A 23696-nucleotide genomic window follows, 5' to 3' on the forward strand; every position below is an offset into this window, starting at 1 on the left:
CTCATAAAACTACTTTCCTGCATTAACAGCGATAAACGTTCATGGAACATACAGTTTTCTTCAATCAACATGACCGAGGCCACATTGGAGGAAAAAATGGCTCCCGACACTTCATGCCTGCCGGTCAGGAAAATGGTCCTGGCCTCGGACGGGTGCCCCTCGCAGAGGACGCTCTCCGGGCCCGCGCCGGCCGGGGCAAGATCGTGACCGCAGTGCAGACTCCCCCTGAGGCCCGCCGCAGGTTCGGAGCCCGGATGATCGACGCCATAGAACGCGTCGGAAATAAGCTGCCCGAGCCGTTCGCCCTCTTCCTTTACCTGCTGCTGGCAGTCGGCGTTGTCTCCACGGTGGTGTCCTGGTTCGGCGTGAGCACGCAGGTGCCCGGCAGCGAGGAACCGGCTCCCGTCAGGGGCCTGTTCACCGGTGAAGGCATCGCCTGGCTGATGACCACGGCGGTGGACAACTTCATCTCGTTCCCCCCGCTGGGCGTGGTCGTCACCCTGCTGCTGGCCGTCGGCGTGGCAGAACGCACCGGCCTGCTGCTCACGCTTGTGAAGTCCACCTTGGGCCGCGCGCCCCGCTGGGCGCTTCCTTATGTGATCGCGCTCGTTGCCCTGTGCGCACACATCATGTCCGATGCCTCGATCCTGGTCATTCCACCCATCGCGGCGCTGGTCTTCAAAGCTGCAGGACGCAACCCGGTGGCCGGGCTACTGGGCTCCTACGCGATCGGGATCGCCGCGTTCAGCTGCACCCCCTTCATCACCTCGACCGACGCCCTGCTCGCCGGCATCTCCAATGCGGCGGCCGCTCCTGTAGCAGGAACGGTTCTGCCCGTGACCGCCGTGTCGAACCTGGCCCTGAACATGGTGCTCTCCGTCGTCCTGACGGTCGCCGGTGGCCTGGTCATCGACAAGCTCCTGGAGCCGCGCCTGAACCGGATGGGCATCGGCACCGGCAAGGCAGCCGGGCACGACAGCGACGCGGCAGCCTCCGCAGCCGTCACCGCCCAGGAACGCAGCGCCCTGCGCTGGGCCGGACTGGCACTGCTGATCGTGGCGGCCGGTGTGCTGGCCCTGACGCTGCCGGAAAGCTCGCCGCTGCGCAACGAGGAAGGCAGTTTCCTGCCGAAATCCCCGCTGCTGAGCTCGGTGATCTTCCTGGTGTTCATCGTCCTGATCGTTCCCTCAATCGTGTACGGGGCCCGGTTACGCAAGATCACCGGCGTCCAATCCGTCGTCGACATGATGGGCCAGGCCGTCAAGGACGCCGTTTCCTTCATCGTGGTCGCGTTCGTGCTGGCACAGTTCCTGGCCCTGTTCACCTGGAGCGGCCTGGCTTCCTGGATCGCGGTCAACGGCGCCCAAGGCCTGAAGGACGTGAACTTCACCGGCTTCGGTGCAGTGATCGCGTTCATTGTGGTCGTCTCCCTGCTGAACCTCCTCATCGCCTCCGGCTCATCCCTGTGGACGCTCATTGCCGCGGTCTTCATCCCGATGTTCGCCCTGATCGGGTACGAAGCCGGATTCATCCAGGCCGCCTTCCGCGTCGGAGACTCCGCCACACAGGCCCTCACCCCGCTGAATCCGTACCTGGTGATCATCCTCGGCTTCCTGCGCAAATACGAGCCGGACGCCGGCATCGGCTCGATCATCGCCCGGATGCTCCCCTTCACCATCGTGTTCTGGATCCTCTGGGTACTCGTGCTCAGCATCTTCTTCTTCACCGGTACCGGAACCGGCCCCGGCATGGACATCCTGGTCCGCTGACCCCACCGGGATCCGCAGGACAGCCCCGCCGCGGCATAGCCCGCCCCCACACAACACCGCCCGTAAGGGCCCAGAACAAACCCGACAACTTCCCGATGTAAGGCAGTACTCTCATGCACCAAGCACGGCTTCCCGCCACGCCCTCATCCACCGGCACCGTCCTCAGGCTCACCGGAGCCAGACTCATCGACGGCACCGGCGCAGCACCGGTCGATAACGCAGAAGTCCTCATCGACGGCGACCGCATCCTCTACGCCGGCCCGGCGCGGAACACCGATGACCACCCCGAAGCCACCACCGTTGACCTCAAAGGAAAAACGCTCCTGCCGGGATTCATCGACACCCACGTACACCTCTCCCTGTCGCTGGAAACACCCCCCGCAGAGAGCGCCGCACGGTTCGGCTCCGAACGCGTCCTGGCCGCCGCCCGCATCATCCACGACACCCTCATGGCAGGAATCACGACCGCCCGGGACCTCGGCGGCCTCGACGCCGGCTACCGCAGGGCCATAGCCGCCGGCACCATCCTCGGCCCGCGCCTGCACCTGGCCGTCGCAGTCCTCTCCCCCACCGGCGGCCACTCGGACATGTGCATGCCCAACGGTACAAACGCCATGCCACACACCCAAGGCATGATCACCGTCGACTCCGATGACGAAATGCGCCGGGCCGTACGCACCCTCATCCGATCCGAAGCCGACGTCATCAAAATCTGCACCACCGGCGGCGTGTCCAGCCCTTCGGACACCCCCCACGACCTCGGCGTTCCCGAACACCAGGTCCGGCTCATCAAAGACGAGACAGCCCGGCGCAGCGGCCAGCCCGTCGCCGCCCACGCCCAGGGCACTGCAGGCATCCTCGAAGCAATCCGCGGAGGAGTCAACAGCGTCGAACACGGATACGAGATCGATGACGACGGCATCGCCCTCATGCTCGAGCAGGAAGCTTTCCTTGTCCCGACCCTCAGCTCCGCACTCCGCGTCCCCGACCCGGCGAACGTACCGGCCTACCTATACGAAAAAAAGGTCCAGTGGTCCGGCATCGCCCGGGAACACCTCGGCAAAGCCCTGAAGGCAGGCGTCAAAGTCGCCCTGGGCACAGACGCCGGCGTCTGCCCCCACGGCGAAAACCTCAAAGAGCTCGCCCACCTGGTTGAACTGGGACTCTCCCCCATGGACGCCATCGTTGCAGGCACAAAACACGCAGCAGAACTCATGCGGCTGGAAGACCACCTGGGGACCCTGCAGACCGGCAAGCTCGCCGACCTGGTCATCACCGAAATCGACCCGCTAACAGACATCACCCTCATGGCAGACCCAGCCAATATCGGCGCCATCATCCAAGGCGGACGGTGCGTCAAGGACCTCAAAGGCTGGCTCCCCCTGCCCCCGACCACCACAACATTCACCGCCCCCTAGAGCCACCCGGGTCCTCCGTTTCCCTTGCCCCCGGCCTCCCCTTGGAGGCGAATACCCATCCGGTAATCGCCCCCAAAGAGGCAGGGAAACGACGAAACCACTCGCGGTCCAGATCCCCAGAGCTCTGCTAACGGGGCATTCCCGTCAACGACAGGCCTTCCCCCGATGCGCAAGAGGACCTGACCTTGCACGTGTTGCCGAGATGCAATGCAGTTCGAAACCGGAAATCCCATCCCGCCACCTCTGTAAGGATCGGGAAGCCCAAAAGCCGATAACGGCGCAGATGACGGTGGCCGGCTCAAGGATGGCGGTCAGCATGCCCAGACCTTTCCCTGCGTACGGGCGCCTCGCCGTGCGCCACCACCCCGGCATTTCGTCGCTATCCAGAAGCTGGAACCGTTGTCTGTGAGCCGCTCGTTAGCCCGAAGTGGTGCCAACAATCATTTCACCGGTTGCGGTGGAATTCTCGTTCAGCATCCAACCCGTGCGCTTGTGAGTCCGGACCCCGACATCGGACTCGATGACCTGCACTCCTGGCGCCGCCTTCTGGAGCCCTGTTTCCACGTCGGCGATGGCGCCTGGGGTGCGCAGCCAAAGATAGAATGTCAGGTTCGCATCTCCCGTGGTAGCGGCGCACAGCCGCAGGGTGCGGTGGGACTGTAGATAGCTGACCGCGGCCTCCAGCTGCGCGGGCGGAACGCGCACATACCACTGGCATCCGATGGGATAGCCCGAGTAATTCTGGGCGAGTTCGCAGCGCAACGCCACCAGGCCCGTCTCAAGGGCCTGGCGCAGGTGCCGGGCCACCGTCGTCGGATGAGTACCGGTTGCAGCCGCGATCTCGGTGGCCGAGGCCCGCCCGTTCCGGGCCAGCACAGTCATCAACTGGGGCAGTGTCGCAGGCGTGGCTCCGGGCGGACGCACCACACCGGAATGCAAGGCAGCAATGCGCCGCTGCTGCTCGGGGGACAAGACATCCAAGCGCCAGTTGTTCCCCGCAGAGTAAAGCCTGGTCGCCAGCGTCACCTGGCTGCGCAGAATGTCCGGATCGGTGCGCACCAGGGGCAGCACGTCCCTAGCCACCTGCTCCCAGCTGCGCGTCAGGACGGTCAGCCGCAGATCCCACGCCCGGGCCGCTTCCTCGATGGTTCCGATCTCGGGGACCGCGCATAAGCGTTCCAGTACCTTCGTCCGCTGCCCGGGACGGCATTGGATGCCGACGAAAGTGACGCACCCCTGGCCTTCGGCGGTTCCGATATGGCACGTGACCCAGGCCTGTCCGTCGGACCGCAGCCGTTCCCATCGGGCGGCGAGCGTCGCGGGATGCCGTCCCAGCACGGAGCCGAGCTCGGCCCAGGTGGCGCGGGGAGAGAGCTGGAGGGCGTGGATCAGTTCGAGATCCTCGGCGGGTAGCTCCATGCAGGATCCTTCGGTTTGACAGCAGGATAATGCAATTTTCCCATCTTATTGTGCTCAAGGGAGCGGGGGCAGGTCACACTCAAGGGATCTGTTTTCCAGCGAAAGGGGCCGCTTTGGCTTTGCCCGCATCCTCCGCCGACCTGACCGTCGCCCTGCGCGGAGACGCCGCGGCCATGGCCGGCGATATCGCCGACCTGCGCCACCGCCTGCACCGCGAGCCGGAGATCGGTCTGGATCTTCCGCACACTCAGGAGAAGGTTCTCAGCGCCCTCGACGGCCTGGGCTACGAGATCTCCACGGGCACGGACACCTCGTCCGTAACGGCCGTGCTGCGAGGAACGGCGGGAACACGGGCCAGCGGAACGGAGCGCCCGGTAGTGCTGCTGCGCGGGGACATGGACGCCCTTCCGGTACAGGAGAAGACGGGCCTCGAGTACGCCTCCGAGATCCCCGGGGCCATGCACGGGTGCGGCCACGATCTGCACACGGCGATGCTCGTCGGTGCCGCGAACCTGCTCGCCTCCCGGCGGGACCAGCTGGCCGGCGATGTCGTCCTGATGTTCCAACCCGGCGAAGAGGGCTATGACGGGGCCGGTGTCATGATCCGCGAAGGCGTCCTCGACGCCGCCGGGGCCCGCCCGAACGCCGCTTATGCGCTCCACGTGATGAGTGCCCTCGGCGATAGCGGGGCCTTCCTCTCCCGACCGGGCGCCGTGATGAGCTCTTCGGACGGACTGGTCGTGACCGTCCACGGGGCAGGCGGGCATGGCTCTGCGCCCTTCGCTGCCAAGGACCCCGTCACGGTCGCAGCCGAAATGGTTATGGCACTGCAGTCCATGGTCACCCGGCAGTTCGACGTGTTCGACCCGGTCGTGATTTCCGTCGGCATGCTCCAGGCGGGCACCAAGCGCAACGTCATCCCCGACACGGCCCGCTTCGAAGCGACCATCCGCTCCTTCTCCGCGCAGGCCAAAGCGCGGCTGAAAGCCTCGATCCCGCGGCTGCTGGGAGCCATCGCCGAAGGCCACGGACTGGAGGCCACGGTCGACTACATCGAAGAGTATCCGCTGACCCTCAACGACGGCGCCGAGTCCGCGTTCGCGCGGCACGCCGTCAACGAACTGTTCGGCCCGGAGCGCTACCGGGAACTGGCCAATCCGCTGGCCGGCTCGGAGGACTTCTCCCGCATCCTGGCCGAGGTGCCGGGGGCGTTCCTGTTCCTCTCCGCCGTGCCTGAAGGCACCGACTCCACCGAGGCCGCCTACAACCACTCACCGTTCGCCGTCTTTGACGACGCAGTGCTGGCCGACGGCAGCGCGCTTTACGCGCGGCTGGCGCTCGAACGACTCGCGTCCGCCTGACCACGATTTTCCCTCCCCCCTCCCCCCTGCCTCCAGGAGACTTCGATGTCCTTCCCCCGCCCCCACACCACCAAGCAGTCCGACGGGTCCGCCCCCGAGACCCGTCCGCCCCGGTCCACAACCATCAAGACGCTGATCGGCACCGGCGCCGGAAACGCCGTCGAATGGTACGACTGGGCCATCTACGCCACCTTCGCTTCCTTCATCGCTTCCCAGCTGTTCAGCAAGCAAGACTCCTCCAGCGCCTTCCTCGCGACCCTCGCGATCTTCGCCGTCGGCTTCGTGGCCAGACCGCTCGGCGGTTTCATCTTCGGCTGGATCGGTGACAAGGTCGGCCGGAAGGCATCGATGACGCTCTGCGTCGGTCTGGCCTCGCTGGGCTCCCTCGCGATCGGCCTCACCCCCACGTACGACTCGATCGGCGCAGGCGCGTCCCTCATGCTGCTCGTTGCACGGCTCATCCAGGGCCTCGCGCACGGCGGCGAGCTGCCGAGCGCCCAGACCTACCTGTCGGAAATGGCACCGTCCTCCCGCCGCGGCTACTGGGCATCGCTGATCTACGCCTCGGGCACGGTCGGCATCCTGTTCGGCACCCTGCTGGGCGCAGTCCTCTCCAGCGCCATGCCGGAATCAGCCATGGCCGCCTACGGCTGGCGCATCCCCTTCCTCCTGGGCGCAGTCTTCGGGCTGGTCGCTCTGATCATGCGCTCCCGCATGGAAGAGTCCGAACTCTTCAAGTCCGAGGCGGCCGCCCATGACGCCGTCGTCCCCGGCCACCACGCCCCGGCCCGCGGCGGCCTGTTCACCGATCTGGCTCGGCACTGGCGCCAGGCCCTGCAGGTCATCGGCCTCACTGTAGGCCTGACCGTCGCCTACTACGTCTGGGGCGTCTCCACCCCCGCCTACGCCATCAACGTGCTAAAGATTGACGCGGCGGAGGCGCTCTGGGCCGGCGTGGCGGCCAACTTGGTGTTCATCGTGGCCCTGCCGCTCTGGGGCCGGCTCTCGGACCGGATCGGCCGCAAACCGGTCCTGCTCATCAGCGGCATTGGCAGCGCCCTGCTCTTCTTCCCCGCTACCTGGTTCGTCCGGGACTCGGCCTTGCAGCTGGGCCTGGCCATGTCTGCCATGCTGATCTTCATCGCCGGATCGGCCTCGATCATGCCAGCGGTGTACTCGGAGCTCTTCCCCACCGCCGTCCGCACCATCGGCGTGGCCATCCCATATGCGCTCTGCGTGGCGGCGTTCGGCGGCACCGCGGCCTACCTGCAGGCCGGATTCGGCATCTGGTTCGGCGACGCCGGCCCCACCGCTTTCGCGCTGTACACGATTGCCCTGCTGCTCGTCGGCACGGCGACTGTACTCTCGCTGCGCGAAGGCCGCGGAGTCGACCTCAGCAACCGTTAGATTGCACACCACCGATGATCGCTACGGCGTGGCGATCCGGAACCACCGTCCCTTCGAATAGTCCCCAGACTGGGCGCACTGCGGTTTTGGAAGGTAGGTATCTCCCTCAGGGCATCCGAAGTCGACGCCGATAACGGCGCATATGTCTCAGTGCTGATGCCGGCATGGAATCAGGGAAGCAGCAACAACAACCTCGAAAGTCTGTGGGAGGCCCTTCCTCTGCGGCATAGGCGAAGCTGTCCTCGCCATTTCGGCAGGATCTGGGATCAGATCTCGTGGTGCTGTCGCTTGATGAAATCCGCCATCCCTGGGACGGTGAAGGCGACTTTCCCGTACTCGGAGGAGTAGATCAGGCCCTTGGCGATCAGCTGGCCCCGTGTAGGCGCCAGGCTGGTGGCCTTGGCACTCAGGCGTTGTGCGATCTCTCCGGTTGATGACCCCTGGTCTCCGTCGAGGGCCATGGTCGCCAGGTATTCGCGTTCCCGCGGGGTTGCCCGGTCCCAGCGCGAGGGGAAGAACCCGGAGTCCAGCCGCTGCAGACCGATGGTTGCCGCCGCTTGGGCGTCCTCTTCGGTGAAGGGCGAGGCTTGGGCCACTTCCCACATGGCGCTGCCGAATTCCTGGATGAAATACGGGTAACGGCCCGTAACGTCTACCAGGATGTCCAGGGCTTTGCTGCCGTACTCGGCGCCCACTTGCTTGGCCGGAACGGTGAAAGATTCTCTGGCATCGGCCTCGGCCAAGGTCCCGATGAGGCGGAAATCAAAGAGCCTTTCGGCGTAGCTGCGGACCTCAGCCAAACGGGCGGGCAGATTCGGCAGGCCCGCTCCGACGATGTAGAAGGGCAACTCCAGCTGCCCGGCATGGTGCTGGCAGGTGACGAGAGCAGAGAGCAGGTCCTCGTCCAGATCCTGCATTTCGTCGATAAAGATGATGAACCCCTTGCGGATGCTTCGCATTGCCGCCGAAACATCCTCGATCAGGTCACGGAGGTCAATTTCGATCAAACCCGTTCCCGCCCGCGCCGGATCCCGCTCCACCCCGAGCGAAATACCTTCAACCCCGAACCCGGCAGTAAAAGACGTGACTGTTCCCAGCAGCTGACGGAATTTTTCCAGCCCGACACGGCCGATGTAGCGCCGGGAGGCCACCTGAAGCTCGCGGGCAAGGGTTTTACGCGCCTCGGCGGCACCGGCTTCCCCCGGCTGCCCTTCGATCTTGATCGTCAGCCAGTCATGATGGAGCGCCAGGCCCCGAAGCCGGTTAAGCAGCACTGTTTTGCCGACGCCCCGCAGCCCGCTCAGCACCATTCCGCGGTTGGAGAAGGACCGCTCGGTTCGGACCAAAAGTAAGTCGAAAGCGTCGATCTCGGCCTGCCGGCCGGCTAGAAAACCCGGCTGCAGGCCGGACCCGGGACTGTAAGGGTTCAGGGCAGGTTCCATGTATAGGAGTTTATGTGCACTTATTGGAATTTTCCAATAAGCCGCCATAACTTCAAATCACTGCGCGCGATGCATCCCAATGGCCGATAGCGGCGCATATGACCATGCCACCTGCAGTTCTATGAATTTGATCTCCTGTCACTCCCTTCGGCTCACCCCTGTCGGTCATGTGAGGGCAGGTCGGGTGCGTGAGAACCCTTTCTTGTACCAAGGCGGCCCCCGCTATCTGAATTGCTATATGATGGAAACCTAAATTAATTGATTAGTGAAAGCTGCCTATGGTAGATCAACCCGATTTCCACGCCCCGCTTTACGAGGTCAAGGCGAACCTCTTCAAAGGCCTGGCCCATCCGGTGCGGATCCGTGTGCTCGAACTCCTGGCGGAGTCGCCGCAGGTTTCCGTGGCCGACCTCATTGGCGGTACGGGTCAGGAAGCCTCGAACCTCTCGCAGCACCTGTCCGTGCTGCGGCGCCATCATCTGGTAGTGGCCGAGCGCCGTGGCCTGCAGGTGTTTTACCGGCTGGCCTACCCGCAGGTCGCCGACCTGCTCAGGGTGGCCCGCAGCCTGCTGACCGAAGTGCTGGCCACCACGCAGAAGAATCTTGAACTCTCCATTGCGCCAGCAATGTCCGTGAGTGCGGAGGACCGGCCGTGAGCCTCCTGCGTTCGGCCCGCCAACTGCTGCCGGGCACGGCGGACTATGCCCCGCTGAAGCGCAGTTGGAAGAACGATCTGATTGCCGGCATTACGGTGGGCATCGTTGCCCTGCCGCTGGCTCTGGCGTTCGGCGTCAGTTCGGGAGCCGGCGCGGCCGCAGGATTGATCACGGCCATCGTGGCCGGGGTTGTGGCCGCTGTTTTTGGTGGCTCCAATGTCCAGGTCTCCGGCCCCACCGGTGCAATGGTGGTGGTGCTCGCACCGGTTATTGCCCTGCACGGCATGCAGTCCCTGGCCCTCGTGACGATTATGGCCGGCGTCATCGTGCTGGCCGCGGGCGCCCTGAAACTCGGCCGCGCGGTCGGCTACATTCCGTGGCCAGTGATTGAGGGTTTCACCCTCGGCATCGCCATCATCATCTTCCTGCAGCAGGTCCCCGCCGCCTTCGGTGTGCCGGCCGGTGACAGCACCAATGCCGCCGTCGCTGCGTTCCAATCGCTGCGGAACACGGACTTCTCCACCCTTTTCTGGCCCCTTGTCCTGGTCCTGATTGTCGCCGCGATCATGCTGGCCGCCCCGAAGATCCATCCGCAGCTGCCCGGGTCCATCATCGGCATCATTGTTGCCACGTTGGTTGCAGGTTTGGCCGGGCTCCCCGTTACGAGGATCGGCGACCTGCCCAGCTCGCTGCCGGCACCATCCGTTCCTTACTTCGATCCGGGTCTCGTCACGGCGCTGCTTGGCCCGGCCCTGACCATCGCGGCGCTGGCCGCCATCGAGTCACTGCTGTCGGCGCGCGTGGCCGCGTCCATCTCGGATACCGGTCCCTACGATCCGGACCGCGAGCTGGTGGGTCAGGGCTTGGCATCGGTGGCATCGGGCTTCTTCGGAGGCATGCCGGCAACCGGGGCCATCGCCCGGACCGCCGTCAACATCAGGGCCGGCGCAAAGACCCGCGCTTCCACGATCGTGCACGCGCTGGTGCTCCTCGGCGTCGTCTACCTGGCCACCGGGCCGGTGGGACAGATCCCGCTGGCAGCACTTTCCGGTGTGTTGATGGTGACCGCTTTCCGGATGATCTCCCCGGCGACCCTGCGCAGCGTCATCGGCTCCACCCGCGCCGATACCGTCACCTTCTTCGTCACCGCCGTCATTACGGTGTCCTTTGACCTGATCCAGGCGGTGGAAATCGGTATCGTCGTCGCTGCCTTCTTCGCCCTGCGCTCCCTGGTCAAGGCCAGCGGCGTGCACCGCGAGGAACTTCCCGGCCCGGCACAGGACGGGGACGAACAGATTGCCCTCTTCCGCCTTGACGGCGCCTTGTTCTTCGGGGCTTCCGAGCGCGTGCTGGAACGGGTGAGCGCCATCCGCAGTGTCCACGTGGTCATTATCCGGATGTCCCAGCTGCAGATCCTCGATGCCACCGGGGCAAGGGTTATCGCCGAGCTCGTGACCGCCCTGGAACGCCGCGGGATCACGGTCCTCATCAAAGGGATCCAGGAGCGGCACCTGAAGCTGGCAACACACGTGGGCGTACTGGAATCATTGCGCCACCACAAACACCTGTTCGCAGAGCTGGAACCGGCCGTGGAACACGCGCGCAGCCACGTCTCACGTGCCCGGCAGCAAACAACGACCGCTAGAACTCGAGGCATGTCATAGTGGCGTTGATCTGAAGGGCCAGATAAGAAGCGTCCGCCGGAGGTGTTCCCGGTAGAGAGACAGGGAGCTGGAGCAGTGCACCGCTATTCTTCCAGCTAGTCGGCTACTTCAATGACGCCCGTCGCCCCGCGTTCGGCGTCCACGAAGGCATGGTTGACGAACGTGTATCGGCCGGCCTCCGCGAACCCGAGCTCGACGAATCCGCCTTGCGCGGCCGCCAGGTCAAGGGCCTGCGCCCCGCCCCGTTCGGCGTTGTCCGGCTCCAGCAGGTAGGCGCCTTCCTTGAACACGGTGTCGAACTGCCCGCCCACTACATGGAAGCTGGTGCCGCGGGAAGGACCTGCGGCCAGCAGCCAGATACGCAGGCGCTCCCCGGCCTTCACCTTCAGTGGGTGGTGCATGTATTGCGTGGCGTGGCCGTTGAACATCACGATGTCCGGATCGTCTGCAGCAATCTTGTCCACGTTTACCGGCCCGGCCTGCTCACCGAGATAGGCCTCGGACTGGACCAGCAGGAACTCCTTGTCTACCGCCGGCAGGTCTGCCGGGTCGATGATCACCGCGCCGAACAGGCCGGAGGCTATGTGCGCAGACATCGGCATGGTGCCGCAGTGGTAGAGCCAGATGCCGGAACGCTCTGCCGTGAACTCGTACACCAGCGATTCGCCCGGCGGAATGGTCCGCATGGGCTCGTCCGGGGAAACAGCACCGGCATGGAAGTCCACCGAGTGGCCCATGGTTCCGTTGTTGACCAGCGTGATTTCGAATCTGTCGCCGACCTTGCCCCGCAGCGTCGGCCCCATGACGCGGCCGTTGAAGGTCCAGGCCTGCTGCACGATGCCGGGAGCCACCTCCTGCGCCAGTTCCTCGACGTTGAGGGTCAGCTGGTGCGTGCTGCGAGGCGCAGCCGGCGCCAGCTCTGCTGCACGCGGCTCGAAGTCCTGGCCCGGCGGGGCATGGAAATCCAGCACGTCTGCGGCAACGCCCGTGCCGTCGTCGTTGTTCATGTGGTTTGCATGGCCGTCGGCCGGAACCTGCGCCGCGATTCCAGCATCCGCCGCGCTCCCGGCCTCGGCGGAGCCGGTCACCTTGATCTGAAAGACCATGCCCTGGCTGCGGTGGCCCACCACGGTGCACCAGCCTTCTGTGTCCGTGCCGATGATGCCCGCGTCGAGGGTGGCGGATTCGCCCGGGTAGAGCCGGCCGGATTCCTGCCCCGTGGCCAGCCGCAGGTCATGCACCGTGGTGGGATCCTCGTTGGTCAGTTCGATGACCAGCCGGTTGCCCTCGGGGACATCCACGGATGCGGGTGAGAAGCGCATATTGTTGGCCGAGACCCGGACCGTAGTGGTCTCGCCGGTAGGTTCAACTGCGGAGGCTGGAGCGGTGGAACCGGACAGCGCTGCCGGGTCCAGGGCCACACCGCCGGCCGCGCCGAGCAGCACCAGGATCACCCCGGCGGCGCCCCAGGCAAGGTGGTTCTTCGGCCGGGGCGCTGCCCCGACCTGCAGCGGCAGCGGCTTGCCGCCGTTGGCCGCCAGCGCCTTCCGCCCCGCAACAGAGGCTTTCACGGCCCGGAACATCAGCGGCAGGAACGAGGCGAACGCCAACAGCACCAGCACGGATACGATGACCCGCACCCAGCTGGGCACCGGCAGCACGCAGAGCAGCAAACCAAAATTCACGACGGCGATGCGCAGCATCGCGAATTTGCTCATCTGCGCGCCGGCTGCCTTGACCGCCGCAGGGCCTCCGCCCATCACGGCAGGCATCAGGTAGCCCATCACGCCCAGCAGCACCTGGGCCACGAACCCGGCGGCGAACGGCGCGGTCAGCTCTTCCAACCGATGCGGGTCCAGCGGTCCGGAGACCAGCATCGCGAAGAGCGCGATCAGCGATCCACCCAGCCACAACAGTCCGGCGCCGACCGAAAAGCCGGGGAAATCGTCCGGCCGCTTCGCCAGGGCACAGCGGATAAAGTACACGCCGATGTAGGCCACCCCGGCCAGGTAAAGCAGGACACCGATGGCTGCGGCCGGAGCCAGCCCGGCCAGCGCCCCGAGTACCGAAACCGCCAGTCCGGCGCCCATGGCAACCAGGCTGCGCCAACCGGCCAGGTCCATCCCGGCGGGCATCCGGGTATGCAGAATGGTAGGCCAGAGCGTGATCAGGGTTCCGATCACCGTCAGTCCGACGAAGCCGAGCAGATTGGTCACCTGGTGTGCCAGCAGGAGGCGGGCATGGGCCGCGTCGTTCAATCCGTAGGCCAGTGCCGCCCCGAAAGCGGCCCCGGCCGGCAGCAGCAACGCGGCTGCTATATAGAACTTCACCGTGGTGGCGAACCGTGATGGCAGCGCGCGGCGCAGTTGCAGCATCAGATGCACGGCATGCCAGGCAACCGAACCGCCCACCACTACGGCGCCGATCAATGTCAGGAGCCAGATGCCGGACAGAATGCCGGCAATGGTCACTACGATCCCGGCGTTCAAGGTCCGGATGCGCCACAGCTGCATAGCCCGCGCCGTATCCGGCAGGCGGTTCTTCAGCAGCGCCTCGGTAAAGTGCTGGCTCCAGACCAGGATGGAGTTGGTCACCATGCCCAGCGTGAACATGTGGACCAGCAGCCACCGCGATTCGGGGACGAATGGATGCGCGAACGCCAGGACAACGAGCAGCACAAACCACACGGTGACCGGAAGGCTGGCCTTGCGGTGCCATGAGGACCGGCGCGCCGGCCGGAGGGTTTGCCCTGCCGCTTTCGTTGTCATAGGGATTTTGCTCTTCTACTGGAATTCAGTGGGGCCGGTTTCGTTAAGGCACGCCGTCGTCGTGGCCATCGACGTGGCCGCGGCTCCGAGGAGGCTTGCTGCGGCGAGGGCGGGGACCCCTCGCCACCCGCGTAACCCCTTCCGGCGAAAGCCGCAGGGCCTGCAGCCGTGATGGAACTGCCTGCATGCATTATCAAACCAGATCGATCCCTACTGTGATATCAAACACACCACGGCCGAATGGGCCGCGGAAAACCAGGCAACTTTCTACGGTGTGTAGAAATGTGGATTTAAACCAGTATATCGAATGCTACTTTTGAGGCATCAGCCACCTTCTGACCCAAGGAGTAACGATGCTCTCGGAGAAATCACGCCCCATCATTGAAGCCACCCTCCCCCTGGTGGGCGAGCGGTTGGGGAGCATTACGCCGAACTTTTACAGCCGCCTGTTCGCGGCGCATCCGGAACTCCTGGACGGCCTTTTCAGCCGCGCCAACCAGCGCAACGGGGAGCAGCAGAAGGCCCTGGCCGGCTCCATCGCGGCCTTCGCCTCCGCCCTGGTCGCCAACCCGGATCTGATCCCCGAAACCATGCTCAGCCGCATCGCCAACAAGCACACCTCGCTGGGCATCACCGAAGACCAGTACGACATCGTCTACAAGTACCTCTTCGAAGCCATCGCCGAAGAACTGGCCGATGTGATCACCGCCGAGATCGCCGAAGCCTGGACCGAGGTCTACTGGCTGATGGCCAACGCCCTGATCAAGATCGAAAAGGGCCTCTACGCCCGGCAGGCCAATGACAAGATGTGGATGCCGTGGAAGGTCGTGGAGAAGAACCCGGCCGGCACCGGCGCCATGACATTCGTCCTCGAGCCGGCGGACGACACCCCGGTCACCGTCGCCCGCCCCGGCCAGTTCATCAGCGTCAAGGTCCAACTGCCCGACGGCCTGCACCAGGTCCGCCAGTACTCGCTCTCCGCCGACGTCGACTCCACCGACCGCCGCGTCTTCACCACCAAGCTCGACGACGGCGGCGAAGTCTCCCCCGTACTCCACCGCAACGTCCAGATCGGCGATGTCCTCGAGCTGTCCAATCCCTACGGCGACGTCACCCTGGACGAGGGCGACACTCCGGTGGTCTTCGCAACGGCAGGCATCGGCTGCACCCCCTCCGCATCCGCGCTGCGCTCCCTGGCCCGGCAGGGTTCCAGCCGCGAAGTCATGGTGCTGCACGCGGAAAAGAACCTGGAAGCCTGGGCCCTCCGCGACCAGATGGTCAACGACATCGAAAAGCTCGACGGCGCCAACCTCAAGCTGTGGCTCGAAGAACCGGCCGAAGGCGCCAGCACGGGCTTCATGTCCCTGCAGGACGTCGAGCTTCCGGCCGATGCCTCCGTCTACGTCTGCGGCCCGCTGCCGTTCATGAAGTCCATCCGCAGCCAGGCGATCGACGCAGGCATCCCCGCCACCAAAATCCATTATGAGGTCTTCGGCCCGGACCTCTGGCTCGCCTCCGCCAGCTAGGGCCGGGCGGTTTTATTCTGCCGATACCGGACAGTCGCCAACCCTTCCAGCTGGTGGCCGGGCGGCCAGACCCTCCGTGACGGCCCGGCCCTTCGAAGGGGCCGATCCGCGCAGGTGCGCGGTCAACAACATCAGCCTTTGGGGACGCCCGTTAGATTGCCTCGGTCTCCGCGGCTCGCCGGGATGGCTGCCGTTTGAGGTAGAGCCAGGTGTAGATCAGCGCTATCAGGGCCGTGGCCGCGAGCAGGAGCAGTCCGATGGCGTAGCTGTTGTCCTCGGCGTTGTAGGTGGCGCCCATGACCAGCGGCGGGAAGTAGCCGCCCAGTCCGCCGGCCGCGCTCACGATACCGGTCACGGAGCCTACCCGTTCGGGAGGGGAACTGGTTCCGACCCAGGCAAAGACACCGCCGGTGCCCAGCCCGAGGGCAGAGGCCATGCCCAGGAACGTCAGGCCGGCGGGGATTTCGCCGTCGGGCCGCAGGTTGACGACGAAGGCCAGTACCGCCACCGCTGCCAGGGACACCAGCACGACGGGTTTGGAGCCGATCTTGTCGGCCAGGATGCCGCCGACCGGCCGTGCCAGCACGGCCGCCAGCGCGAACCCGGCCGTGCGCGTGCCGGCGCCCGTCGGGTCCATCTCGTAGATGTCCCGGAGGTAGGTCGGCAGGTAGTTGCTGAACGAGACAAAGCCGCCGAAGACCACGGCGTAAAGGAAGCACATCTGCCAGGTCACTTTGAGCTTGGCGGCTGCCAGCAGCTTGGGCACAACAGGATTAGTGTTCGGTGTCCAGCCGGGGGCTTCCCGCAGGAAGAACCATACGACGGCGGCCACCGCCACCAGCAGGACCGCGACCAGCAGGTGTGTGGGAAAGTAGCCGATCCAGCCCACCAGGCGCGGGGTCAGGAATGCGGCCAGCGCCGTGCCGCCCATGCCCGCACCGAATACACCCGTAGCGAAGCCGCGTCGTGATGCCTCGAACCACGGGCTGACAAAGGGAATTCCGACGGCGAAGATGGTGCCGGCCACGCCGAGCAGGAAGGCGAAAATGACCAGCAGCAGGTAGGACTGCAGGACACCGGCCAGCGAGACCAGCAGAACTGCCGGGGTCGTAGCGAGCAGGACCGCCGTGAACATCACCCGTCCGCCAAAGCGGTCCGTCAGCGCTCCCATGACGATCCGGCCGAGCGAGCCGACGAAGACGGGCATCGCGACGACGATGGACGTCTGGGTGGAGCTGAGGTCCATTTGCTGGGTGTAGCTCGCGCTGAGCGGGGCGATGATGGTCCAGGCCCAGAACGCCATGACCGAGGCGAGCGTGGCAAGGACAAGGTTTCGGGTCTGGCCCGGGGCGCCTTTTTCCACCGGAATTCCTTTCTACTTCCGCTCGCGGTCCCGGGTGCCTACCGGCTGCCAGCCCGGCTGCCGCGCCCGGCTCCCGGGGGCCGTGCCGACGTCGCGGCTGCGGTAGACGATGTAGGGCCGGAACAGGTAGTGCAGGGGCGCGGTGAACGCATGCACCAGCCGGGTGAACGGCCAGATGCAGAACAGCAGCATCCCCACCAGGGTGTGCAGGTGGAAGGAGAACGGAGCGGCTGCCATGGAGGCGATGTCCGGTTGGAAGATGAACAGGGACCGGAACCACGGCGAGACAGTTTCGCGGTAGTTGTGGCCGTGGCCGCCCAGGAAGACGCTGGCCAGCGTTGTCCAGAGTCCGAACACTATCGCCGCTACCAGCACCACATACATGAGCTTGTCGTTCTTGGTGGTGGCCATGAAGACCGGCCCCGTCGTGCGGCGGCGGATGATCAGAAGGATGATGCCGCCCAGGGTGCCAATCCCTGCGATGCCGCCGACAAAGAGTGCATTGAAGTGGTAGAAGTCCTGGCTCATGCCGACTGCTTCGGTCCAGGACTTCGGAATGACCAGGCCGAAGAAGTGCCCGGCGATGACCGCGAGGATACCGAAATGGAAGATCGGCGAGCCGATGCGCAGCAGCTTCGATTCGTAGAGCTGCGAGGAGCGTGTGGTCCAGCCGAACTGGTCATATTTGTACCGCCAGATACTGCCGCCGACGAGGATGGCGACCATGACGTAGGGCAGCACGCCCCAGAGCAGAATGTCCATCATTGTCCTCCCTGCATCGGCAGCAAACGCGGATCGTACGGTTCCAGGCCCACGCTTTCCGTGGGCGGGCCGTAACCGGCCATCTTCATCACTTGCTGCCGGTCGGTCGGCGAGGCTCCCGGCAGGGTGTCGCAGATAGCTTGCAGGACCTGTGCGTGCGGGAGGCTGTCGTCGACCAGCGCCAGGCGCAGCATCTCGAGACTGGGCCGGTACCTGGTCAGCAGTTCCCGCCCGGCTGCCAGGTCCACCATTGCCGCGAATTCCAGGACCATCGGCAGGTAATCGGGCAGTTCGCCGTGTGTATTGACCAGCATTCCGCTGTCCCGGTAGACCTGCTTGAAGCCGATCAGGACCTCGCCGCGGCGGCGCGTATCGCCGTCGGTCCAGTAGGAAAGGTGCAAGGCGTGCCTCTTGCTGAGGTCAAATTCCTGAACGTACCAGGCCTGCACTTCGGCAAGCGGTTTGGCGGTCAGGGCGTTCAGGACGTCGCCGAACGAGCGGTCAAGCCCGTTGAACTCGGCCAGCGCGGACCGTATCAGGGGCATTCGTTCCAGCAGTTCCTCGTCCGGGTACCCCAGGCACCAGGACGCGGCCAGGTAGGTTACCCGCTGCCGCTGCATCATGGCTCCCGGGGTGGTTGGCTCTCCAGCGGGTTTCCGCTTGGTCCGGCCTGGGAGCTGGGACCCCCGTAGTCCGGCCCGGGACCTGCTGCGCCGCCGCCGTGGGCAGGAGAGTCGGGTGACATTTGCGGATTGTCTTCGGTTTTTGGGAATAGCCCGCGCGGGACACCGCGGCCGTCCCAGTTGAGCAGGTTGACCCGTCCCCGCAATTCCCCTGGTTCCGTCTGGCCATCGGTGGTCTGCCGCTGTTTGAGCGCGTAGAAGTTCTCCACGGCCACGGGTGTGGGCTTGCCGCTGGCTTCGCCGAAGGGATCGGAGGGATACATGCCCGGTCCGTCGTCGAAATCCAGCGAGCAGCCCATCTCTTCGAGATTGTGCGCCTGTTCAACGTGGGCCTTGGGGATGACGTAGCGTTCGTTGTATTTGGCAATCGCCATCAGCCGGTACATCTCGTACATGGCCTCGGGCTCCATACCGACGGCTTCCGGTATTGAATCGTCCGGGTCGTTGCCCAGGCTGATACCGCGCATGAAGGAACGCATGGCGGCGAGCTTTCGGAGTACACCGGTGACAATCTCGGTGTCCCCGGCGGTGAAGAGCTCCGCCAGATACTCAACCGGGATGCGCAGCGATTCGATGGCGCCGAACAGGTTCCCGGCGTCCTCGGCGTCGTGGCCCTGCTCGCTGAGCAGATCGACAACCGGGGACAGCGGGGGCACGTACCAGACCATTGGCATGGTGCGGTACTCCGGGTGGAGCGGCAGTGCGACCTTGTAGACCTTGGCCATGTTGTAGACCGGTGAGCGCCGTGCGGCGTCCATCCAGTCCTCCGGGATGCCCTCGGCGCGGGCTCCGGCGACGACTTCGGGGTCGTTGGGATCCAGCATGAGGTCCAGCTGGGCCTGGTAGAGCTCCTTTTCATCTTCGATGGACGCGGCCTCGGTTACCCGGTCCGCGTCGTAGAGGAAGATGCCGATGTAGCGCAGCCGTCCCACGCAGGTTTCGGAACAGACGGTCGGGATGCCCACCTCGATGCGCGGGTAGCAGAAGGTACATTTTTCGGCTTTGCCGGTCTTGTGGTTGAAGTACATCTTCTTGTACGGGCAGCCCGTGATGCACTGCCGCCAGCCGCGGCAGCGGTCCTGATCCACCAGGACGATGCCGTCTTCTTCGCGCTTATAGATGGCGCCGGACGGGCAGGAGGCCATGCAGGACGGGTTGAGGCAGTGTTCGCAGATCCGGGGCAGATAGAACATGAACGTCTGCTCGAACTCGAACTTGATCTTCTCCTCGGACTCCTTGCGGATCTTCTCGACGATGGGATCAAGATGGCCCAGCTGCGAGGTGCCGCCCAGGTTGTCGTCCCAGTTCGCGGACCACTCGACCTTCATGTCCTTGCCGGTGATGAGCGACTTGGGCCTGGCCACCGGGAAGTCGTCGCCGAGCGGGGCATCGGTGAGCGTTTCGTAGTCGTAGGTCCAGGGCTCGTAGTAGTCGTCCAGTTCGGGCTGGACGGGGCTGGCAAAGATGCCGAACAGCTTCTTGAGCCGGCCGCCGCCCTTGAGCTTGAGGCGTCCCCACCGGTTCAGCTCCCAGCCGCCGCGCCATTTCTCCTGGTCCTCGTAGCGGCGCGGGTAACCCTGGCCCGGCCGCGTCTCGACGTTGTTGAACCAGACGTACTCGGTGCCGGCGCGGTTGGTCCACGCCTGCTTGCACGTCACCGAGCAGGTGTGGCAACCGATGCATTTGTCGAGGTTCATCACCATGCCCACTTGAGCCATGACTTTCATCAGTACCTGACCTCCTGCGAACGCTTGCGGATTGTCGTGACCATGTCCCGCTGGTTCCCGGTAGGGCCAAGGTAGTTGAAGGCATAAGCGAGCTGGCCGTACCCCCCGATCAGATGCGTGGGCTTGACCAGCAGCCGCGTGTTGGAGTTGTGGATACCGCCGCGACGTCCCGTGGCCTCCGACTTCGGCACGTCGATGGTCCGTTCCTGGGCATGGTGCACGAACACCACCCCCGCGGGCATCCGGTGGCTGACGATGGCCCGGCAGACATAGACGCCGTTGGCATTAACGCACTCGACCCAGTCGTTGTCTATGACATTGATGGCCGCGGCGTCTTCCTTGCTGATCCAGCAGGTTGGCCCGCCGCGGGAGAGCGAGAGCATGAACAGGTTGTCCTGGTACTCCGAGTGGATGGACCATTTGTTGTGCGGGGTCAGGTACCTGACGGTGATCTCGGCCGATCCGTCCTGCCCCAGACGGGGTTCGCCGAACAGCCGGTGCATGTCCAGCGGCGGCCGGTAGATCGGCAATGCCTCGCCGAGATCCCGCAGCCAGTCGTGGTCCAGGAAGAAGTGCATCCTGCCGGTGAGCGTGTGGAAGGGCTTGAGCCGTTCGATGTTCGTGGTGAACGGCGCGTACCGGCGGCCACCGGTTTCGGAGCCGGACCACTCCGGCGAGGTAATCACGGGCACCGGCGCGGATTGCGTGTCCGTAAAGGTAATGTGTTTCTCTTCCGAACCCAGGGCCAGGTCGACCAGGTCGCGGCCCGTCTGTTTCTCCAGCTCCCGGAACCCGTGGACTGCCAGCTCGCCGTTGGTGGTTCCGGAGAAGGTCAGAATGGCTTCCGCGAGCTTGGCATCGGTCTCGATGGCCGGCCGCCCGTCGGCCGAACCACCCAGCATCACCCCGTTCTTCTTGGCGAGCCAGTCCAGGGCATGGTCCAGCTTGTAGTTGATGTTCTTGACGGTAAAGCCCAGCTTGTCGGCCAGCGGGCCGACGGCGGCCAGCTTGTCCGCGATGGCCGTGTAATCGCGTTCGACGACGGTGAAGACGGGCATGGTCTTCCCCGGCACGGCCGGGGTGGTCCCGTCCCGCCAGTCCCTGACCACTCCTCCGGGCTGGGCGATCTGTCCGGCGGTGTCATGCTGCAACGGAACACTGACCAGATCCTTGCGCACTCCGAGGTGGGTCTTTGCCTGGCGGGAGAACTCTTCCGCCAACTGGTGGAACATCTCAAAGTCGGACTTGGCCTCCCACGGTGGATCGATGGCAGGGGTGAAGGCATGGACAAACGGGTGCATGTCCGTGGAGGACAGATCATGCTTCTCGTACCAGGTGGCAGCGGGGAACACGATGTCGGACAGCAGGGTGGTCGACGTCATCCTGAAGTCGGCGGAGACGAGCAGATCCAGTTTGCCCTCGGGAGTCTCCTCGTGCCATTTGACTTCGTCGGGACGCGTCATCGAGGCCTCGGCGGCGTTGCCCATGACATTGTGGTGGGTGCCCAGCAGGTTCTTCAGGAAATACTCGTTGCCCTTCGCCGATGAGCCCATCAGGTTTGAGCGCCACAGCATCAGCGTCCGCGGCCAGTTCTGCGGTGCATCCACGTCTTCAATGGCCGGATTGAGCGTTCCCTCTTTCAGCCGGTTGGCCACGTAGCCGGCGGCATTGGCGGCCTGGCCGTCTTCTACCGCCTGCTCGGCTTCAGCCGCCAGGTCCAGCGGGTTCTTGTCGAACTGGGGGTAGAACGGCATCCAGCCCAGCCGCGCGGACTTCGAGATGGTGTCCGCAGTATGCATGCCCTTGAGGTGGCCCTCGGCCAGCGGTGAACTCAGCGAGTCCGCCGAGTAGCCGTCATTGCGCCACTGCCCGGTGTGCATGTACCAGTACGAGGTTCCGGTCATGGTCCGCGGCGGGCGGGACCAGTCCAGGGCGTTGGCCAAGGAAACCCAGCCGGTAATCGGGCGGGTCTTTTCCTGCCCGACGTAATGGGCCCAGCCACCGCCGTTGCGGCCCATCGAACCGGTCAGCAGGAGCAGTGACAGGATGGACCGGTAGGTCGCGTCCCCGTGGAACCACTGGCAGATTCCGGCGCCCATGATGATCATCGACCGGCCGCCGGACTGCTCCGCGTTCCGGGCGAATTCCCGTGCGATCTTGATGCACATCCTGGCCGGGACGGAAGTAATGGCTTCCTGCCACGCCGGGGTGTAAGGCGTGGCGCCGTCGTCGTACTCTCCGGCCCATTCGCCCGGCAGGCCGTCGCGGCCGACACCGTACTGGGCCAGCATCAGATCGAAGACGGTGGTGACCAGTTTGCCGCCGATGCTGCGCACCGGCACGCCGCGGCGCAGAACCGAACCGGAGCCGTCCGGCGCTTCAAAACACGGCAGCTGGACCTCGGCGCTCTCGCCGCCGGACTCGTACAGGCTCAGCCGGGGTTTGACATCGCCGAGTTCCAGATTCCATTTGCCTTTGCCGGACTCGCTGTAGCGGAAGCCCATGGATCCGTTGGGGACGACCGGCTTATCCGTGACCTCGTCCAGCAGCACCGTCTTCCATTCGGCGTCTTCGCTGCCTGCCAGTTCCGGCAGGTCGGCCGAGGTCAGGAATTTGCCCGGGACCAGCGACGAGCCGTCCGGCGAGGGCGTGAGCGTGATCAGGAACGGCAGGTCCGTGTACTGCTTGACGTAGTCCGTGAAAAAAGGCACGTGACGCTCAACGAAAAATTCCTTGAGTATCACGTGCCCCATCGCCATGGCGAGTGCTGCGTCCGTGCCGGCTTGGGCTGGCAGCCAGTCATCCGCGAACTTGGTGTTGTCCGCATAGTCCGGGCTGACCGTAACCACCTTGGTGCCCCGGTAACGGACCTCCGCCATCCAATGCGCATCCGGCGTCCTGGTGACCGGCACGTTGGAGCCCCACATCATCAGGTACGTCGAATCCCACCAGTCACCGGATTCGGGCACGTCCGTCTGGTCACCGAAGACCTGCGGGCTGGCCACGGGCAGATCGGCGTACCAGTCGTAGAACGAAGTCATCACCCCGCCGATCAGCTGGATGAACCGCGTACCTATCGCGTGGCTGACCATGGACATCGCCGGAATGGGCGAGAAACCCGCGACCCGGTCCGGCCCGTACGTCTTGATGGTGTGGACATGCGCGGCGGCAGCCATCTCGATGGATTCCTGCCACGACACCCGGACCAGGCCGCCCTTGCCGCGGGCCTGCTGGTACTTCTTCCGGCGCACCGGATCGCCGACGACGTCGGCCCACGCGAGGACCGGGTCCTTCAGCCGTGACTTCGCCTCACGGTACAGCTCGAGCAGCACGCCGCGGGCATACGGGTAGCGCACGCGGGTGGGCGAGTACGTGTACCAGGAGAAAGCCGCGCCGCGGGGACAGCCCCGGGGCTCGTATTCCGGGCGGTCATTGCCCACGGAAGGATAATCCGTTTGCTGCGACTCCCAGGTGATGATGCCGTCCTTGACATACACCTTCCAGGAGCACGATCCGGTGCAGTTCACCCCGTGCGTGGAGCGGACTACCTTGTCGTGGCTCCAGCGGTCGCGGTAGAAAACATCACCCTTCCGCCCGCCTTCTCGGTACACGGCGCGTCCGTCATCGCTCTGTTCCCAGCGCGTGAAAAACCGCCCCACTGCCAACATTGCGTCGGAGGCGCTGCCATCGGTTCCAGGTTTGATCGGTCCGGCTGCCATGGCTTCACCCTA

General features: G+C 65.0%; 15 protein-coding genes. 7 read left to right on the forward strand and 8 right to left on the reverse strand.

The features are described from left to right. The first annotated feature begins 152 nt into the window (after nt 1-152). Both J5251_RS04045 and J5251_RS04050 read left to right on the forward strand, forming a co-directional pair. Nucleotides 153-1769 carry an AbgT family transporter gene (locus tag J5251_RS04045; RefSeq protein WP_348272964.1) on the forward strand — a complete coding sequence of 539 codons (1617 nt, stop codon included), beginning with the start codon at nt 153-155 and terminating at the stop codon, nt 1767-1769. A 113-nt stretch (nt 1770-1882) separates the two neighbouring features. Beyond that, nucleotides 1883-3187, forward strand: a complete 1305-nt coding sequence (locus J5251_RS04050) for a metal-dependent hydrolase family protein (RefSeq protein WP_208575284.1) — start codon at nt 1883-1885, stop codon at nt 3185-3187. A 417-nt stretch (nt 3188-3604) separates the two neighbouring features. Here J5251_RS04050 and J5251_RS04055 read toward each other — a convergent pair whose 3' ends face one another. Continuing rightward, nucleotides 3605-4606, reverse strand: a complete 1002-nt coding sequence (locus tag J5251_RS04055; protein ID WP_139007327.1) for an Lrp/AsnC family transcriptional regulator — start codon at nt 4604-4606, stop codon at nt 3605-3607. A gap of 173 nt (nt 4607-4779) precedes the next feature. Between J5251_RS04055 and J5251_RS04060 the strand changes: the two genes are divergently transcribed. Together J5251_RS04060 and J5251_RS04065 are read left to right on the forward strand one after the other, a co-directional pair. After that, a complete protein-coding gene (locus J5251_RS04060; RefSeq protein WP_208576045.1) occupies nt 4780-5967 on the forward strand; it encodes a M20 metallopeptidase family protein in 1188 nt (395 codons plus the stop codon). A gap of 45 nt (nt 5968-6012) precedes the next feature. Next, complete coding sequence (locus tag J5251_RS04065) at nt 6013-7374, forward strand: MFS transporter (protein ID WP_208575285.1); 1362 nt, start codon at nt 6013-6015, stop codon at nt 7372-7374. A gap of 266 nt (nt 7375-7640) precedes the next feature. Here J5251_RS04065 and J5251_RS04070 read toward each other — a convergent pair whose 3' ends face one another. Continuing rightward, nucleotides 7641-8816 carry an ATP-binding protein gene (locus J5251_RS04070; protein WP_074700324.1) on the reverse strand — a complete coding sequence of 392 codons (1176 nt, stop codon included), beginning with the start codon at nt 8814-8816 and terminating at the stop codon, nt 7641-7643. 278 nt (nt 8817-9094) lie between these two features. On the opposite strand from J5251_RS04070, the gene J5251_RS04075 reads away from it, so the two are divergent. Together J5251_RS04075 and J5251_RS04080 are read left to right on the forward strand one after the other, a co-directional pair. Further along, nucleotides 9095-9472 (forward strand): ArsR/SmtB family transcription factor, encoded by a 378-nt coding sequence (locus tag J5251_RS04075; RefSeq protein ID WP_074700323.1) that lies wholly within the window; start codon nt 9095-9097, stop codon nt 9470-9472. Then, entirely contained in the window at nt 9469-11136 is a 1668-nt protein-coding gene (locus tag J5251_RS04080; protein WP_074700322.1) for a SulP family inorganic anion transporter, read from the forward strand. Before J5251_RS04075 ends, J5251_RS04080 begins: the two co-directional genes overlap by 4 nt. 95 nt (nt 11137-11231) lie before the next feature. On the opposite strand, the gene J5251_RS04085 is transcribed toward J5251_RS04080, so the two are convergent. Then, nucleotides 11232-13904 carry a multicopper oxidase domain-containing protein gene (locus J5251_RS04085; RefSeq protein WP_074700321.1) on the reverse strand — a complete coding sequence of 891 codons (2673 nt, stop codon included), beginning with the start codon at nt 13902-13904 and terminating at the stop codon, nt 11232-11234. A 353-nt stretch (nt 13905-14257) separates the two neighbouring features. Here J5251_RS04085 and J5251_RS04090 point away from each other — a divergent pair, with 353 nt between their 5' ends. After that, complete coding sequence (locus J5251_RS04090) at nt 14258-15430, forward strand: globin domain-containing protein (protein ID WP_208575286.1); 1173 nt, start codon at nt 14258-14260, stop codon at nt 15428-15430. 151 nt (nt 15431-15581) lie between these two features. On the opposite strand, the gene J5251_RS04095 is transcribed toward J5251_RS04090, so the two are convergent. From J5251_RS04095 to J5251_RS04115, 5 genes are read right to left on the reverse strand one after another with little or no spacing between them, the layout of a single operon-like run. Further along, nucleotides 15582-16793: an MFS transporter gene (locus J5251_RS04095; RefSeq protein WP_074700319.1), complete on the reverse strand. Its 1212-nt coding sequence runs from the start codon at nt 16791-16793 to the stop codon at nt 15582-15584. 12 nt (nt 16794-16805) lie between these two features. After that, a complete protein-coding gene (narI, locus tag J5251_RS04100; RefSeq protein ID WP_083339684.1) occupies nt 16806-17558 on the reverse strand; it encodes a respiratory nitrate reductase subunit gamma in 753 nt (250 codons plus the stop codon). Continuing rightward, nucleotides 17555-18178: a nitrate reductase molybdenum cofactor assembly chaperone gene (gene narJ / locus J5251_RS04105; RefSeq protein ID WP_208575287.1), complete on the reverse strand. Its 624-nt coding sequence runs from the start codon at nt 18176-18178 to the stop codon at nt 17555-17557. The genes narI and narJ overlap by 4 nt, the downstream gene beginning before the upstream one ends. After that, nucleotides 18175-19965 (reverse strand): nitrate reductase subunit beta, encoded by a 1791-nt coding sequence (gene narH / locus J5251_RS04110; RefSeq protein WP_139006352.1) that lies wholly within the window; start codon nt 19963-19965, stop codon nt 18175-18177. The genes narJ and narH overlap by 4 nt, the downstream gene beginning before the upstream one ends. After that, complete coding sequence (locus J5251_RS04115; protein WP_139006353.1) at nt 19965-23684, reverse strand: nitrate reductase subunit alpha; 3720 nt, start codon at nt 23682-23684, stop codon at nt 19965-19967. The genes narH and J5251_RS04115 overlap by 1 nt, the downstream gene beginning before the upstream one ends. Between the last annotated feature and the right edge of the window lie 12 nt (nt 23685-23696).

It is taken from the genome of Arthrobacter crystallopoietes (assembly GCF_017603825.1).
GTDB classification, from domain to species: Bacteria; Actinomycetota; Actinomycetes; order Actinomycetales; family Micrococcaceae; genus Crystallibacter; species Crystallibacter crystallopoietes_B.